11 protein-coding genes and 6 pseudogenes are annotated in these 13914 nt (G+C 67.9%); 8 read left to right on the forward strand and 9 right to left on the reverse strand.

Annotated elements, in window-relative coordinates; genetic code table 11:
* Nucleotides 1-25 precede the first annotated feature (25 nt).
* Nucleotides 26-748 (forward strand): IS6 family transposase, encoded by a 723-nt coding sequence (locus tag OHB56_RS00370; protein ID WP_406350966.1) that lies wholly within the window; start codon nucleotides 26-28, stop codon nucleotides 746-748.
* Between the two features lie 94 nt (nucleotides 749-842).
* On the opposite strand, the pseudogene OHB56_RS00375 reads toward OHB56_RS00370, so the two are convergent.
* Nucleotides 843-1058, reverse strand: a pseudogene (locus OHB56_RS00375) (IS6 family transposase); the annotation flags it as partial.
* Between the two features lie 29 nt (nucleotides 1059-1087).
* Between OHB56_RS00375 and OHB56_RS00380 the strand changes: the two are divergent.
* Nucleotides 1088-1441, forward strand: a pseudogene (locus tag OHB56_RS00380) (transposase); the annotation flags it as partial.
* Nucleotides 1442-1553: 112 nt separating this feature from the next.
* On the opposite strand, the gene OHB56_RS00385 reads toward OHB56_RS00380, so the two are convergent.
* Entirely contained in the window at nucleotides 1554-1880 is a 327-nt protein-coding gene (locus OHB56_RS00385; RefSeq protein WP_406350967.1) for a hypothetical protein, read from the reverse strand.
* A gap of 449 nt (nucleotides 1881-2329) precedes the next feature.
* Between OHB56_RS00385 and OHB56_RS00390 the strand changes: the two genes are divergently transcribed.
* Nucleotides 2330-2563, forward strand: coding sequence for a GntR family transcriptional regulator (locus OHB56_RS00390; protein ID WP_406350969.1), 234 nt, complete (start codon nucleotides 2330-2332; stop codon nucleotides 2561-2563).
* A 75-nt stretch (nucleotides 2564-2638) separates the two neighbouring features.
* Here the strand turns inward: OHB56_RS00390 and OHB56_RS00395 are convergent, their stop codons facing one another.
* The 3 genes and pseudogenes from OHB56_RS00395 to OHB56_RS00405 all read right to left on the reverse strand — a co-directional run bounded on the left by OHB56_RS00395 (nucleotide 2639) and on the right by OHB56_RS00405 (nucleotide 5479).
* Nucleotides 2639-3730 (reverse strand): IS630 family transposase, encoded by a 1092-nt coding sequence (locus tag OHB56_RS00395; protein ID WP_406350971.1) that lies wholly within the window; start codon nucleotides 3728-3730, stop codon nucleotides 2639-2641.
* A 56-nt stretch (nucleotides 3731-3786) separates the two neighbouring features.
* Nucleotides 3787-4649: pseudogene (locus OHB56_RS00400) on the reverse strand (IS5 family transposase).
* Nucleotides 4650-4708: 59 nt separating this feature from the next.
* Entirely contained in the window at nucleotides 4709-5479 is a 771-nt protein-coding gene (locus OHB56_RS00405) for a glucose 1-dehydrogenase (protein ID WP_351129555.1), read from the reverse strand.
* A 377-nt stretch (nucleotides 5480-5856) separates the two neighbouring features.
* On the opposite strand from OHB56_RS00405, the pseudogene OHB56_RS00410 reads away from it, so the two are divergent.
* Nucleotides 5857-6574: pseudogene (locus OHB56_RS00410) on the forward strand (IS6 family transposase).
* A gap of 382 nt (nucleotides 6575-6956) precedes the next feature.
* On the opposite strand, the gene OHB56_RS00415 reads toward OHB56_RS00410, so the two are convergent.
* The gene (locus OHB56_RS00415) at nucleotides 6957-7610 is read right to left on the reverse strand and encodes an HNH endonuclease family protein (RefSeq protein WP_406350973.1); all 654 of its coding nucleotides are present in this window, start codon (nucleotides 7608-7610) and stop codon (nucleotides 6957-6959) included.
* A 170-nt stretch (nucleotides 7611-7780) separates the two neighbouring features.
* Between OHB56_RS00415 and OHB56_RS00420 the strand changes: the two genes are divergently transcribed.
* On the forward strand, nucleotides 7781-8242 hold the full coding sequence (locus OHB56_RS00420; protein ID WP_406350974.1) for an excalibur calcium-binding domain-containing protein: 462 nt from the start codon (nucleotides 7781-7783) through the stop codon (nucleotides 8240-8242).
* A 119-nt stretch (nucleotides 8243-8361) separates the two neighbouring features.
* On the opposite strand, the gene OHB56_RS00425 is transcribed toward OHB56_RS00420, so the two are convergent.
* The gene (locus tag OHB56_RS00425; RefSeq protein ID WP_406350976.1) at nucleotides 8362-8586 is read right to left on the reverse strand and encodes a hypothetical protein; all 225 of its coding nucleotides are present in this window, start codon (nucleotides 8584-8586) and stop codon (nucleotides 8362-8364) included.
* A 96-nt stretch (nucleotides 8587-8682) separates the two neighbouring features.
* Here OHB56_RS00425 and OHB56_RS00430 point away from each other — a divergent pair.
* Nucleotides 8683-9420, forward strand: a pseudogene (locus OHB56_RS00430) (integrase); the annotation flags it as partial.
* A gap of 70 nt (nucleotides 9421-9490) precedes the next feature.
* Entirely contained in the window at nucleotides 9491-9835 is a 345-nt protein-coding gene (locus tag OHB56_RS00435) for a transposase (RefSeq protein WP_406350978.1), read from the forward strand.
* A gap of 21 nt (nucleotides 9836-9856) precedes the next feature.
* On the opposite strand, the gene OHB56_RS00440 is transcribed toward OHB56_RS00435, so the two are convergent.
* A protein-coding gene (locus OHB56_RS00440; protein WP_406350980.1) for an IS5 family transposase occupies nucleotides 9857-10731 on the reverse strand; the annotation gives its coding sequence in 2 pieces (ribosomal slippage) (nucleotides 9857-10384 and nucleotides 10387-10731; 873 coding nt in all).
* 302 nt (nucleotides 10732-11033) lie between these two features.
* Between OHB56_RS00440 and OHB56_RS00445 the strand changes: the two are divergent.
* Nucleotides 11034-12062: pseudogene (locus OHB56_RS00445) on the forward strand (IS701 family transposase); the annotation flags it as partial.
* Between the two features lie 375 nt (nucleotides 12063-12437).
* On the opposite strand, the gene OHB56_RS00450 reads toward OHB56_RS00445, so the two are convergent.
* Nucleotides 12438-13685: an IS701 family transposase gene (locus OHB56_RS00450; RefSeq protein WP_406350982.1), complete on the reverse strand. Its 1248-nt coding sequence runs from the start codon at nucleotides 13683-13685 to the stop codon at nucleotides 12438-12440.
* Nucleotides 13686-13914: the final 229 nt, after the last annotated feature.

A 13914-nucleotide genomic window follows, 5' to 3' on the forward strand; every position in this document is an offset into this window, starting at 1 on the left:
TTCGGGTTGATCACGGTGTAGGGGGTTGTCCGTGAGCAGTACGCCGTCGTACCAGGGGCACCGGTACCCGGCCGAGGTGATCTCCCACTGCGTGTGGCGGTACTTCCACTTCCCGTTGTCATTCCGTGAGGTCGAGGAGCTGATGCTCGAGCGCGGCGTCATCGTGTCCTACGAGACGATCCGCCGCTGGTGCGCGAAGTTCGGGCAGGTCTACGCCAACGCGCTGCGTCGCCGTCGGCCCCGGCCCGGTGATAAGTGGTACCTGGACGAGGTCTTCATCAAGATCAACGGCGAGCTGAAGTATCTGTGGCGGGCCGTGGACGCCGACGGCACCGTGCTGGACATCCTCGTGCAGAACCGGCGGGACACCACTGCGGCCCGGCGGTTCTTCCGCACACTGCTCAAGAAGACCTGCTCGGTGCCGAGGGCGGTGGTCACCGACAAACTGCGCTCCTACGGCGCGGCCCACCGCGAGGTCATGCCCTCGGTCGAGCACCGCTCCCACAAGGGCCTGAACAACCGGGCCGAGAACAGCCACCAGCCCACCCGGCAACGCGAACGCGCCATGAAAGGCTTCCGTTCCGTCGGCGGAGCCCAGCGGTTCCTGTCCGCGTTCAGCGGCATCTCGCCCCACTTCCGGCCTCACCGCCACCAGATGACCGCCTCCGACCACCGCGCCGAGATGACCATCCGCTTCGCGATCTGGGAGCAGATCACCGGCGTCGCCGGCCTGTCTGCCGCGGCCTGAGCACGGAGCGGAAGCTGGCCCCACCACACCCGACACACCGTCAGGCACTCACACCCTCAACAACGTGACAACGCCGTCCGTTCGCATAGGCCTGGCCGAACTTCATACACCAGCGGCGGACCGTCTCGTGGGAGACGATGACGCCGCGCTGCAGCATCAGCTCCTCCACCTCACGGAACGACAACGGGAAGCGGAAGTACAGCCACACGCAGTGGGAGATCACCTCGACCGGGTACCGGTGCCCCTTGTACGACGGCAACGCGGACGACACGAGCGACCCCCTCCCCGGCACGACCAACTCCAAGATCATCCCAGGCTAGTCAGCCAACGTGACAATGTCTCTCCGACAACGACGCCGGCAAGCAGCTCCTCACCCGCATCGCCGCCGACCACCCCACGATCAGCAAGGCCTGGGTCGACACCGGCTACAAGAAACAGGCGATCGAGCACGGTGCCGTCCTGGGCATAGACGTTGACGTTGTCCCTCGGAATTCGCAGGTCAAGGGCTTCTCGGTGATCCCGCGCCGCTGGGTGGTCGAGCGTAGCTTCGGCTGGATCATGATGCACCGTCGCCTTGCTCGCGACTACGAGACCAAACCCGCCCACTCCGAAAGCATGATCCGCCTCGCGATGATCTCCAACCTCGCGAAACGAGCCACCGGAGAAACAGTCATAACCTGGCACAAACCATGAACTACCACTTCTTCAATCCGAACGTCCTCTGAGAGCACGACGAAGCCCCCTACGGTCACCTGGGATTCCTGGGCGGTCGTAGGGGGCTTCCTGGCGTTTGGCGGAGCCGCGCCTACGGCTTCATGTCGCGCACGGCCGTGCCGATATCCCGCCCGGCTTCGGCGTACCGGGCAACCGTGCCGTCAGCGTTCACGGCTCGCATGGCAATGGGCAGCACTTCGCCCAGCGCTTCCACCACGCGCGCCAACACGAAGTTGGCTTCGTCTGCGCTGAGTTGGGGACCGTCGGTCATGGCTCCGGCAAGCGTGTGCCACACGGTGGCAGTCTCCAGCGCTGCGACGTCGGCCATGGCGTCGAGGAAGCCGCCTGGCTCCGTGCGCGCGTATGCCGTCTTGCCGGTTGCAGCGTCGTACCCCAGTCGGCGAAATCCAGCGTTCATGCCGCACGCCCCTGGGGACCGTACGGGTAGTCAATGCCGAACGTTGCGAGTGCTGCCGCTGTGCGCCGTTCCCGCTGCCGTTCCCGTTCCCGCTGCCGTTCGTGCGCGATGACGAAGGGGCGTACGAGGGGAAGCCGGTCAGCGTCGATCACGTCGGCCGGTCGGGGCGCCCTGGGCGTCGGCAGTGGGCGGGGAACACGGCGGACGACAGGGGTCGGCGTAGCGCGGCGCTTTCCACGGGCGGGCAGGAACCACGCAATGAGCGCAGCGATAAGGTTCCGCATTAGGTCGACTCCTAGTCAGTCGGCTCAGCCCCAGGTGTCGACCCTTGCCCGGTCGCCCTGGGGCGCTTTCGTCCCGGCAGGATTGCCGGGCCACCCAGGTTACGCGACCTTGCTATAGCTCGCTATCCCTAGCAGTACTTTGCCGCAGCGCGGAGCATTGATCTTGTGGAGCTAGACCCGACCCGCGCGAAGTGGGTACAGATCAGCGCTGAGATTGAGCGGCGCATTGACGCTGGCGTGTACCCGACGGGGTCGAAGCTGCCCGGCATCCTGGCGTTGTGCGCTGAGTTCGGCGTAGCCCAGGTGACCGCGCGAAAGGCGCTAGCTGATCTACGTGAGCGCGGACTGATCCGCATTGAGAACGGCATCGGGTCGTTCGTTGCCGACGGCGCCAACTGACGCTTACTGTACGGGAGTTGAGGAATTGGGCGAAGCTGCCGCGCACCCGCTGACCTGGGAGTATCCTCAGAACTGCTAGTCTTCTGAGTCAGGAATTCTGTTCAGATAGCCGGCGAGGCGTTCGAGGATCTCGTCCGCGGTCTTGGTCCACACGTAGGGCTTGGGATCGGTGTTCCAGGCGGCGATCCAGGTACGGATGTCCTTCTCCAGCGCCTGGACGCTCTTGTGGAGGCCTCGCCGTATCTGCTTGTTGGTCAGCTCGGCGAACCACCGCTCGACCAGGTTCAGCCAGGACGAGCCGGTGGGGGTGAAGTGCAGGTGGAAGCGGGGATGGGCGACCAGCCAGGTCTTGATGGCCGGCGTCTTGTGGGTGGCGTAGTTGTCCAGCACCAGATGCACGTCCAGGCCCGCCGGCACCTCCCGGTCGAGTTTGATCAGGAACTTCTTGAACTCCTCGGCCCGGTGCCGGCGGTGCAGCGAGCCGATCACCTTGCCGGTGGCCACCTCCAGGGCGGCGAACAAGGTGGTGGTGCCCGCCCGCACGTAGTCGTGGGTGATCCGCTGCGGGACGCCGGGCATCATCGGCAGCACCGGCTGGGAGCGGTCCAGGGCCTGGATCTGGCTCTTCTCGTCCATGCAGAACACCAGGGCCCGCTCGGGCGGGTCCAGGTAGAGGCCGACCACGTCGTGGACCTTGTCGACGAAGTACAGGTCCGTCGACAGCTTGAACGTCTCGGTGCGGTGCGGTTGCAGGCCGAACGCCCGCCAGATCCGCGACACGGTCGACTGCGACAGGCCCATCTCCTGGGCCATCGCCCGCGTCGACCAGTGCGTGGCGTTCTTCGGCGTCGACTCCAGCGTCTTGGTGACCACCGCGGCCACCTGCTCGTCGGTGACCGTCCGGGGGCCACCCGGGCGCGGCATGTCGCCCAGCCCGGCGATCCGGTGCTCGACGAGCCGCTTCCGCCACCGGCCCACCGCATGCGGTGTGGAGCCCAACTGCGCCGCCACGTCCTTGTTCGACGCGCCGGTGGCGCAGGCCAGGATGATCCGGCAGCGCAGCGCCCAGGCCTGCGGCGTGGAACGGCGTCGCACCCATCCCTCCAGCGCAGCCCGTTCCTCGTCCGACAGGATCAACTCGGCCTTCGGCCGCCCAGTACGTGCCACCAGGCAACCCTACACATCTGAACGGAATTCCTGACTCAGAAGACTAGGGTCCGTCTTCAAACGGATCTTGCCCAGAGCAGGAACGATGCGAGTGTGACCGCCGCTTCGTAGGAGGTGGCGGTCTTCTCGTATCTCGTGGCGATGCCGCGGAAGCCCTTGAGCTGGTTGAAGCAGCGTTCGACGGTGTTGCGCCGACGGTAGGTCTGCCGGTCGAACCCGGGTGGCCTGCCGCCCCGGCGGCCGCGGTTCAGCCGGTGGCGCTGCTAGTCGACCTTCTCCGGGATGGTGTGTGCGATGCCGCGTTTGCGCAGGTAGGCGCGGAGGCCGCGGGATCTGTAGGCCTTGTCGGCGATGACCTGGTCGGGTCTGCAGCGCGGCCGGCCGAGGCCGGCGCGGGGGACGCGGATACGTTCGAGCAGGGTCTGTGCGCAGATGCTGTCATGGCGTTGGCCTGGGGTCAGCAGGATCGCGAGGGGGCGGCCGCGGCCGTCGCAGGCGAGGTGGATCTTGGTGGTCAGTCCGCCTCGGGATCGGCCGAGGGCGTGATCGTCCGGTTCGTCCGACCGGTGCCGCCCCCTTTTCGCCCGGTCGCGGCGGCGTGCTGGTGGGCGCGGACGACGGTGGAGTCGATCTGCACCAGCCAGTCGATGTCCCCGGCCGCGTCCGCCCGAGCCTGAATCTGCTGCAGGGCCCGGGTGAACACGCCGTCCAGGGCGTAGCGGCGGAAACGGGTGTAGACCGTCTGCCACGGCCCGTAGCGTTCCGGCAGGTCGCGCCACGAGATCCCGGTCCGGATCTTGTAGACCATGCTGTTGACGACCTGCCGGTCGTCCACGCGTGGCCGGCCCGTGGCGGCTCTCGGTATCAGCGGAGCGAGCAATTCCCACTCCTGATCGGTGAGTTCATGACGACGTACCACCCTGCCATGATCCACCACCTGCTGATCTTTGAAGACGGACCCTAGCGCCGGGTCAGGCGTCAGCCAGCCGTCATGCCCGCGTCGACCGGCAGGGCGTGCCCGGTGACGTGCTTCGACACGTCGGAGGCCAGGTACAGGAACGTCTGGGCGACGTCCTCGGGATTGATCAGCACACCGGTCGGGTGCAGCGCGGCCGCCTCCGGTTCGGTGAACATGCCGGCGTTGATTGCCTGGTCGAGCAGCGCGGTGCGGACGACACCCGGGCACACGGCGTTGATGCGGATGCCCTGCTTGACGTACTCGATGGCCGCCGTGCGCGTCAGCGCGACCACGCCACCCTTGGCCGCCGAGTAGTCAGCGATGCCCAGCGGCAGGCCGACCATCCCGGCGATGGAAGCCATGTTTACGATCGTGCCCCCGCCCTGGGCCAGCATCTGGGTGATCTCGGCCTTCATGGACAGCCAGACGCCCTTGAGGTTCACCGAAACCGACTTGTCCCACGCCTCTTCGGTGAGCTCGTGCAGCGGCGCGCCGCCCTGTTCCTCGATGCCCGCGTTGTTGATCGCGATGTCCAGCCTGCCGTAGGCGGCAACGGTGGCCCGGACCGCCGCCTCGAGGTCGGCCGCCGAGGTGACGTCGGCCCGAACGAACTGCGCTTCCCCGCTGTCCTTGGTGATCGTGGCGGCCGTTTCCTTCCCGCCGTCCTCGTTGATGTCGGCGATCACGACCTTGGCGCCCTGCGCGGCGAACAACTGTGCGATCGCGGCGCCGATGCCCTGCGCCGCACCGGTGATGAGCGCGCTCTTGCCCGCCAGCAATGAATCCACCATGTGCCCTTCGCCTCCTTGTCGGGGATGAGGGGCACCTCGCATACCCCTCTGGAAGAGAGAAATTCCGGTCAGCGAACCGGACGCGCCACCGGCCGGGGGCGCGCGTATCCACGAAGGTAACCTCGCCACTGACCATCCTGCGCCTCCAAGCCCGTGACGTGGCAACAGAGTTGGGACTTTCACGCAAGCCACCGCAGGTCAGGCCAGGGGGTAACAGTCACGCCGGGTAGAGCATGAACGCCTCCCCGCGCCGAGTACGCACCACAGTGAAGTGGCGCTGGTCGAGCGTGGCGACGCGCAGCGTCTTGACCGGCGCTGTCACGTTGGTTGACCGGGTGGGATGCTCTTCGGGTTGATCATGCTGGGAGGGGTCGTCCGTGGAGGGCACGTCGCCGTCGTACAGGGGGCACCGGTACCCGGTCGAGGTGATCTCCCACTGCGTGTGGCTGTACCACCGATCCCGCTCAGCTTCCGTGAGGTCGAGGAGCTCATGCTCCAGCGCGGCGTCATCGTCTCCTGCGAGACCATCCGTCGCTGGTGCGCCAAGTTCGGCCAAGCCTACGCGAACGGACTACGTCGTCACCGGCCCCGGACCGGCGACAAATGGCACCTGGACGAAGTCTTCATCAAGATCAACAGTGGGCTGAAGTACCTGTGGCGGGCCGTCGACCAGGACGGCAACGTCCTGGACATCCTCGTCCAGTCCCGGCGCGATGCCAGGGTCGCGAAGCGGTTCCTGGCCAGGCTGATGAAGAAACAGCGCCGGGTCCCGCGAGTGATGGTCACCGACAAGCTGAAGAGCTACGGCACCGCCCATCGCACACTGATGCCCTCGGTCGAGCACCGCTCCCCCAAGGGCCTCAACAACCGGGCGGAGAACTCCCACCGGCCCACACGACAGCGCGAACGCGCCAGGAAGGGCTTCCGGTCGCCTCGGGCAGCCCAGCGGTTCCTGGCCGCGTTCAGCGGCATCTCACCGCACTTCCGGCCCGTCGGCACCTGATGACCGCCCCCGAGTACCGCACGGAAATGCACCACCGCTTCGCCACCTGGAACGAGACCACCGGCACGACCGCCATGCCCACCACGGCCTGACCCGGGGCCGGCAACCGCCCCCACCACACCCCGCCACCCGCTCAGCCAGCCATCCTCAGACAACTTGACAACGCCGCCCCACTCCCCCACCCACTCCGTGAGCTTGTCGCGCGCCGTCGCCTCCGACGCCCACCATCCGTGCATCGCCGCACGGCCAGCCGTAGTGAGGGTGAGGTGGTAGCGGTCGGGGTTCATACGGCCAGCCGGCCGGGCGCTCGGGGTTCGGCGATCGCGTCAGACCATCGCCACTGGGCACCCGGAGGCGCGTCAGGTGGGGCCGTCCGGAGTCTTACCGCCTCGCGATGGTCTGCCTACTGGACGCCCGCCAGTCGCTGCGACAGAGCAGCGAACAGCCCCGCACCCCCAGGATGCCAGACCAGACCTACGGTGCGGGTTCATATTCGACGGTCTGCCCGTCGCAGTCGGCGGCCAACTCCTCGAGGGCGATCCGTTCCGTGTCGTCGACGGTGAGCTGCCAGCGAAGCTTCGTCGCGACCCAGTCGACGGCGTAAGTGCAGTGGGCTCCGGCAGCCGGCGGCAACCACTCGGCCGGGTCCTGGTCTGACTTGGACCGGTTGGTGCGGGCGGTGACCGCGACCAGGCTGCGCTCGGCGGTGAGGTCGTTGGCATAAGCCTCCCTGCGCTCGGGCGTCCAGGCGGAGGCGCCGGAGTCCCACGATTCAGCGAGCGGGACCATGTGGTCGATGTCCAAGCCGCCCGGCTCGATAACGGTCACCTCGTCGTAGTACGACCACCACTCCCCCGCCGTCACCCGACATCCAGCTTCGACGGTCGGCTCGACCAGGGACTCGGCGATCAGTACCTCCATGCGGGTGTTGCAGGAGTCGCGGTCGGCGTCCACCCAGTGCCGGAACGCGACGCGGGTGTAGCCGTCGCGGGACTCCACTCCGGCCGGCAGGGCAGCGACCGCGTCGGCGAGCGGCAGCACCTCTGCGGGGGCGGCGGCGGCCGGCGTAGTGAGGGGCAGGGCGAAGAGGGCAGCGGCGAGTAGACCGCGCAGAGTTGGTTTGATCACGCCCTGGTGATACCGGAGCCCGGCATGTCTGCGGGCTCGAACTGCGGGTGGGTCACTCGGCTGCCGGAATCCTCACACCGGGGCCGCGATCAGACGTTCCGTCACGGTTTCACATTTCCTTTACATGCGGCTATGGTCGGCGCTTCCGCGATCATCCACAGGGGGGCACCATGACCAACCCGTACATCCCGCCCGCAGCCAACCCCGCGCCGAAGTGGGCGCGCAAGAGGTTCGTCCTGCCAGCGATCGGCCTGGCGTTCATCATCGGCCTCGGGTCCGGATCCGGCGACAGTCAGCCCCCGAAGGACGACGCCAAGCCCGCCGCTGCCAGCGCGCTGCCGTCCGCCACGGTCACCGAAACCGTGACCGCCACCCCCGAGCCGGCGCCCACCGTCACCAAGACCAAGGAAGTCGAAGTCGAGGTAACCAAGACCAAGGAAGTCGAGGTGGAGGTGACGAAGACCGTCACCGCGCAGCCCGCTGGCGGTAGCGGCGGCGGTGGGGGCAGCGTCTACTACCAGAACTGTGCCGCCGCCCGAGCCGCAGGAGCCGCGCCCGTCCACCGCGGCGAACCCGGTTACGGCAGCCACCTCGACCGCGACAACGACGGCACCGGCTGCGACTGGGGATAGAAGCCCACCGCCGCTGCCTTGGACACGCGAGCGTCCGGCCGACAGGAACTCGGCCGGGCGCTCGCCGCGGTCAGGCACCCCGCAGGCAGGGTGCCTGACCTACAACCTCAGCGGAGCCCTTAGCGGTGCGCTTCCCGGCGGATCCACGCCGCATGCTGGCCGGCGCGCTCCGCCCGTTCCCGAGCCTTGCCCATCAGGTGGTCCGGGACGGGCTTCGGTTCGCCATTCGGCTTCAGCAGCAGATCGGCTTTGAGGGTGAGCGGCAGGATGTTCGCGCCGTCGTAGCAGTCCGTCCAACCGATGCTGTGACCCGACGGCGGGCACTGCGGGTGCCGATAAATCATCCGCTCAGGCCACGGCCTTGATCGGCCTTCTCTGATGCGACGTCGGCCGCCCCGCTGTCTTCACCTGGGCAGGGGAAGACGGCATCATGACCGGTCGTGCTGCTGCGCCTGGCCTACCTCGCCACGACCAACACCCTGGCACTCCTGCGCCTGCTGCCGATGAGCGACCGCGACAAGGACATCGAAATCCTTGCGCTCCGACACCAACTGCTGGTCCTGCAACGCCAGGTTGGCAAGCCCGCCTTCACCGACACCGATCGCGCCATCCTCGCCGGCCTGCTCCACCACCTCCCAAGGGAGAAGCTGCGCCACCTCCTGCTGCTGGTACGCCCGGACACGATCCTGCGGTGGCACCGCAACCTGCTCAAGCGACGCCACGCCGCGACCTGTGCGCCGAAGCGGCGTGGGCGCCCGCCCACCGTCCGCTCGATCCGCGTCCTGGTCCTGCGTCTGGCCAGGGAGAACGCGTCGTGGGGGTATCGCCGGATCCACGGCGAGCTCGCGGCTCTCGGTATCGAGGTCGCCGCCTCGACCGTCTGGGAGATCCTCCGCGAGCACGGCATCCCACCCTCACCCGAACGGCAGAGCACCATCTGGGCCGAGTTCCTGCGCAGCCAGGCGGCCGCACTGCTCGCCTGCGACCTCTTCGAGACCCGCACCCTGACCGGGGCGCGCCTGTACGTCTTCGCCGTCATCGAGCACTCCAGCCGGCGCGTCCGGATCCTGGGCGCCACCGCGCACCCGACCGCGGAGTGGATCGTGCAGCTCGGCCGCAACCTCGCCATGGACCTGGAGGACGCGGGCAGCAGGGCCAGGTTCCTGATCCGGGACCGAGGGACCTGTCCCCGAGTGGTGGACACCTCTGATACCGGCCCCGGCAGGGGCCGGGCAGGAGGTATCTTTTATGGTGATGAAGGTCTACTCGCCCGAGTTCAAGGCGGACGCGGTCGCGCTGTACCTGTCGGACCCGAGCCACACCCTCGAGGGCATCGGCAAGGATCTGGGGATCAGCCGGGAGACGCTGCGCAACTGGGTGCGGGCCGAGCGGGCCCGCCGCGGTGAAAGCGGCACGACGAACGGCAACACGAAGGACATCCCGGTGAGCGAGGCCACCAAGCAGGAGCTGGAGGGCGAGATCGCGGCTCTGCGCGCGGAGCTGAAGGCGGTGCGCAAGGAGAACCAGAAGCTCGCGGTCGAGCGGGACATCCTGCGCAAGGCGACGAAGTTTTTCGCCGCCGAGATGAACTAGGGCGTGTTGCGAAAGTGCTGGTCACAGCCACTCATTGATGGCTGCGACCAGCACGGTCGCTTCGTAGCGGACGGCGAGTTTCTCGTACCGGGTGGCCACGGCTCGGTGGCGCTTGAGGCGATTGATCCCGCACTCCACCGCGTGGCGCTCCTTGTAATCGGCCTTGTCGAACTTCGGCGGACGGCCGCCGCGAGAGCCGAGCTTCTTGCGGTTGCGGACCTGGTCAGCCTTCTCCGGGATGGTGCAGCCGATGCCACGTCTGCGCAGATAGGCGCGGTTCCCGCGGGAGCCGTACGCCTTGTCGGCGCGGACCTTGTCCGGCCGGGTTCGCGGCCGGCCCCGACCGATGCGGGGCACCCGGATGCCCTCCAGGACCGGCTGGAACTGCGGACTGTCGTGTCGCTGGCCGGCGGTGACAAGCAGCGACAGCGGCTTTTGCCCCTGCTCGACCGCCAGGTGCAGTTTGGTGGTCAACCCGCCGCGCGAGCGTCCGAGGCCATGGTCGTCGGGTTCGGTGTCGACGCCGCCGGGAGGCTCCTTCTGCAGTGCCCCTTTTTACGCGCCCCGGCGGCATGCTGGTGGGCCCGGGCGGTTGTGGAGTCCACGCTGACGTCCCACGTGATCAGGCCCTTCGCGTCGGCCTCGGCCTGCAGCTGCTCGAAGATCCGCTTCCAGGTGCCGTCGCGCTGCCAGCGCCGGAACAGGTCGTAGGCCCGGTCCCACGGTCCGTACCGCTCCGGCACGTCGCGCCACGGGGCACCGGTCCTGGTCCGCCACCGTATGCCGTCTATCAACTGCCGCCGGGTCCACACCGGCGGACGGCCCGGCTTTTTGCCCAGTGGCAGCAACGGTTCAAGCCGGGCCCACTGGTCGTTTGTCAGATCACCACGCCCCACGGCAGGTGATCATTCACGATCAAGATCGACTTTCGCAACACGCCCTAATACTCCAGCCGGACTTCTGTATTTACCCTGGTCAACGGCCTGGCAGCGGGGAGTGTAGCGGGTGCGCTGTGGTCGTGGGACGGTCTTGCCGGGGCCGTCCCACCAACGTGTGCCCGCGCCGCATGTAATGACAGCGCGACGAGCAGTCCGTTGTCGTGATCCACGACGTACCGACGAACGCCTGGGACCTGGAACTCGAAGAACTCTTCCTGCGGATCGGTGGACGCTTCTCCCGTGTGGAACCACGCCGGCGGATGCGGGACTACGTCCGCGGGCTGCTCGGCCCGGTCGGCCGCAAGAACAGCTGGCAGCTCGCCGAGTACGCCGGCCACGCCACCCCACACGGCCTGCAGCACCTGCTCTCCCACAGCCGGTGGGACGCCGACGGCCTGCGCGACGACCTGCAAACCTACGTCGCCGAACAACTCGGCATGCCAGGCGGTGTGTTGATTGTCGACGACACCGGATTCGTGAAGAAGGGCACCACCTCTGCCGGAGTGCAGCGCCAATATTCCGGCACAGCCGGCCGCACCGAAAACTGCCAGATCGGGGTGTTTGCCGCCTATGCCACCACCCGCGGCCACGCCCTGGTCGACCGCGAGCTCTACCTGCCCAAGTCCTGGACCGGTGACCGCGAGCGCTGCCGAGCGGCCCGCGTCCCCGACGACCGCACCTTCGCCACCAAGGGCGACCTCGCCCGCGACATGATCGAGCGCGCCCTGGCCTCTCCGCTCCCTTTCACCTGGGTCACCGCCGATTCCGCCTACGGCCAGGACTCCCACTTCCGTCGTTTCCTGGAAGACCGCGGCCTCTTCTACGTCGTGGCCGTGCCCAAGTCCCAGCAGGTGAACGGCCCGCGCATCGACCATCTCATCGAGCAGGCCCCGCTCGAGGCGTGGCAGCGTCTGTCGGCGGGGCAGGGAGCCAAGGGCGAGCGCTCCTACGACTGGGCCGCCGCCCGTCTGCCCGCCGTGGCCGAGCCCGACGGCGGCGAGCCGACCCGGCAGCGATGGATGCTGGCCCGCCGCAGCATCAGCAAACCCGACGAGATCGCCTACTACCTCGCCTGCGCCCCGCTCGAGGCCACCGCCGCCGACCTGGTCCGCGTCGCCGGTTGCCGCTGGAAGATAGAGGAGTGTTTCCAGAGCGCGAAGAACGAGTGCGGCCTGGACCAGTACGAGGTCCGCCGCTACGTGGGCTGGTACCGGCACATCACGCTCGCCATGCTCGCCCACGCGTTCCTCGCGGCGATGGCCGCCCAGGAACGCGAAAAGGGTGACACGGCCGACACGCCCGACCTCGTGGACCTCACACCGGCTGAAATCCGCCGTCTGCTGGCAACTGAACCCCGCCGCTATCCTGCAGGCCGCGACCACGCGGTGAACTGGTCCCGCTGGAGACGCCGCCACCAAGCACGAGCCCGACGCTGTCATTACATGCGGCGCGGGCACCCGTTGGTGGGACGGCCCCGGCAAGACCGTCCCACGACCACAGCGCACCCGCTACACTCCCCGCTGCCAGGCCGTTGACCAGGGTAAATACAGAAGTCCGGCTGGAGTACTAATACTCCAGTCAGAATTCGTGTCCTGAGCTGGTTCTTCTTCGATAGTGACATCGTCGGGCGGTGGCTTGGTGGCGTCGTCGCCAGCGGGACCAGGTCAGGGCATGCCGGTGACGGTCGAGTTCGGGGCGGGGGTGGGGCAGGAGAGTGTCCAACAGTCGCCGGATCTCCGCCACGGTGAGAGGAACGATGCTGGTCGGTTCGTTTCTGCGGTTTCCCGGTGGGAGGCTTGGACGGCCAGAACGGTGAGGAAGGCATGGGCGAGCATGGCCAGGGTGATGTGCCGGTACCAGCCGATGTAGCGGCGGACCTCGTACTCGTCCAGGCCGCATTCGTTCTTCGCGGCCTGGAAGCATTCCTCGATCGCCCACCGGCTGCCCGCGATCCGGGCCAGTTCGTCGATCTCGACGCCGACGGGTGCGTGGGCGAGGTAGTAGGCGATCTCGGAAGGGTCGGACAGGCTGCGGCGGGCCATCACCCAGCGGTGATGGGTCGGCGGATCCGGGTCGAAGACGAGGTTGGCGGGCAGTTTGGCCGCGGCCCAGTCGTAGACGCGCGGTCCCTTGGCGCCGTCGCCGCAGGACAGTCGCTGCCAGGCGTCGGCGGGGGCTTCGTCGATGAGCTGGTCGATGCGCCAGGCGCCGGCCAGGGACTTGATCTGCTGGGACTTGGGCACCGCCACCACGTAACCGAGGCCGAGTTGCTCGAGCAGGCGGCGGAAGTTCCAGTCCTGCCCGTAGGCCTCGTCCGCGGTGACCCAGGCGGCCGGCAGGCCGGCGGCCAGGCAGCGGCGCACGATCTCCCGGGCCGGCTCGCCCTTGGTCGCAAAGCCGCGTTCGTCAGGGATTTTCGCCGTCCGGCACCGCTCGCGGTCGGACGTCCAGGCTTTCGGCAGGTAGAGCTCCCGGTCGACCAGGGCCCGGCCCGAACTGGTGGCGTAGGCGGCGAACACACCGATCTGACAATTGTCGATCTTCCCCGAGGTGCCGGTGTACTGCCGGCCCACCCCGGCCGAGGCGGTGCCTTTCTTGACGAACCCGGTGTCGTCGATGATCAGCACACCGCCCGGGCCGAGCCGTTCGGCGGCGTAGTCCCGCACGTCGTCGCGGACCGCGTCGGCGTCCCAGCGGGCGCCGTTCAGCAGGTGCTGCAGGCCCGCCGGGTCACGGTGGCCGGCCCATTCGGCCAGCTGCCAGCCGTTCTTCCGCCCGACCGGCGCCAGCAGGCCGCGGACGTAGTCACGCATCCGCCACCGCAGATCCGCCCGAGCGAACCGGCCCGCCACCCGAGCGAACACCGACTCCAACTCGGCCTTCCAGTAATCGACTTCAGGTATCGCGTCCATACCCGGACAACGACAACCAGCAGCTCAGGACACGAATTCTGACTGGAGTATTAGTACTCCAGCCGGACTTCTGTATTTACCCTGGTCAACGGCCTGGCAGCGGGGAGTGTAGCGGGTGCGCTGTGGTCGTGGGACGGTCTTGCCGGGGCCGTCCCACCAACGGGTGCCCGCGCCGCATGTAATGACAGCGTCGGGCTCGTGCTTGGTGGCGGCGTCTCCAGCGGGACCA

It is taken from the genome of Streptomyces sp. NBC_01635, assembly GCF_045209715.1.
GTDB lineage: Bacteria > Actinomycetota > Actinomycetes > Streptomycetales > Streptomycetaceae > Streptomyces > Streptomyces hirsutus.

Coding starts and splice junctions, on each gene's coding strand:
- OHB56_RS00385 (WP_406350967.1), bottom strand. CDS start 1,880: ATGAACGCTGGATTTCGCCGACTGGGGTACGACGCTGCAACCGGCAAG.
- OHB56_RS00405 (WP_351129555.1), bottom strand. CDS start 5,479: ATGGTGGATTCATTGCTGGCGGGCAAGAGCGCGCTCATCACCGGTGCG.
- OHB56_RS00420 (WP_406350974.1), top strand. CDS start 7,781: ATGACCAACCCGTACATCCCGCCCGCAGCCAACCCCGCGCCGAAGTGG.
- OHB56_RS00425 (WP_406350976.1), bottom strand. CDS start 8,586: ATGATTTATCGGCACCCGCAGTGCCCGCCGTCGGGTCACAGCATCGGT.
- OHB56_RS00435 (WP_406350978.1), top strand. CDS start 9,491: ATGGTGATGAAGGTCTACTCGCCCGAGTTCAAGGCGGACGCGGTCGCG.
- OHB56_RS00450 (WP_406350982.1), bottom strand. CDS start 13,685: ATGGACGCGATACCTGAAGTCGATTACTGGAAGGCCGAGTTGGAGTCG.